The 1,347-nt window shown below is 61.5% G+C and carries 1 protein-coding gene; it reads left to right on the top strand.

Going from position 1 to position 1,347, the window contains the following annotated elements; translation table 11 throughout:
* The first annotated feature begins 7 nt into the window (after positions 1-7).
* Entirely contained in the window at positions 8-1,345 is a 1,338-nt protein-coding gene (gene xylA / locus NX05_RS17465; protein ID WP_010377902.1) for a xylose isomerase, read from the top strand.
* The last annotated feature ends 2 nt before the right edge of the window (positions 1,346-1,347 follow it).

The following is a 1,347-nucleotide window of genomic DNA, read 5'->3' as shown; positions in this document are numbered from 1 at the left end:
TCACCCCATGAGCAACACCGTCTACATCGGCGCGAAAGAATATTTCCCCGGCATCGGCAAGATCGGTTTCGAAGGCCGCGATTCGGACAACCCGCTCGCCTTCAAGGTCTACGACGCCACCAAGAAGATCGGCGACAAGACCATGGCCGAGCACCTGCGCTTTGCCGTGGCGTACTGGCACAGCTTTTGCGGCAATGGCGCCGATCCGTTTGGCCCGGGTACGCGTGCGTATCCGTGGGATGTGGGCAATACCGCATTGAACCGCGCTGAAGCCAAGGCCGATGCCGCGTTCGAGTTCTTCACCAAGCTCGGCGTGCCGTACTACTGCTTCCACGACATCGACCTGTCGCCGGATGCCGATGACATCGGCGAATACGAGAGCAACCTCAAGCACATGGTGGGCATTGCCAAGCAGCGCCAGGCCGACACCGGCATCAAGCTGTTGTGGGGTACGGCCAACCTGTTCTCGCATCCGCGCTACATGAATGGTGCTTCGACCAACCCGGACTTCAACGTCGTCGCGCGTGCGGCGGTACAGGTCAAGGCCGCAATCGATGCCACGGTGGAGCTGGGCGGCGAAAACTACGTGTTCTGGGGCGGCCGCGAAGGCTACGCCTGCCTGCACAACACGCAGATGAAGCGCGAGCAGGACAACATGGCGCGCTTCCTCACCCTGGCGCGCGACTACGGCCGCAGCATCGGCTTCACCGGCAATTTCCTGATCGAGCCAAAGCCCATGGAGCCGATGAAGCATCAGTACGATTTTGATAGCGCTACCGTCATTGGCTTCCTGCGTCAGCACGGCCTGGATCAGGACTTCAAACTCAATATCGAAGCCAACCACGCTACCTTGTCCGGCCATAGCTTCGAGCACGACCTGCAGGTGGCGTCCGATGCCGGCCTGCTCGGCAGCATCGATGCCAACCGCGGTAACCCGCAGAACGGCTGGGATACCGACCAGTTCCCGACCGATCTGTACGACACCGTCGGTGCGATGCTGGTGGTACTGCGTCAGGGTGGTCTGGCACCGGGCGGTTTGAATTTCGACGCCAAGGTGCGTCGCGAATCGTCCGACCCACAGGATCTGTTCCTGGCGCACATCGGCGGCATGGATGCGTTCGCACGCGGGCTGGAAGTAGCCAATGCGCTGCTGACCTCTTCGCCGCTGGAACACTGGCGCGCCGAGCGTTACGCAAGCTTCGACAGCGGCGCAGGCGCCGACTTTGCCGCTGGCAAGATCACGCTGGCCGACCTGGCCAAGCATGCCACCGGCAATGTGCCCAAGCAGATCAGCGGCCGCCAGGAAGCGTACGAAAACCTGATCAATCAGTATCTGACGCGTTGATG

It is taken from the genome of Xanthomonas vasicola (assembly GCF_000772705.2).
Classification (GTDB): domain Bacteria; phylum Pseudomonadota; class Gammaproteobacteria; order Xanthomonadales; family Xanthomonadaceae; genus Xanthomonas; species Xanthomonas vasicola.
This window is presented reverse-complemented; position numbering and strand designations above follow the sequence as displayed.

Bases quoted from the DNA above. Each gene is read 5' to 3' on its own strand.
- xylA (WP_010377902.1), top strand. From the start codon at position 8: ATGAGCAACACCGTCTACATCGGCGCGAAAGAATATTTCCCCGGCATC.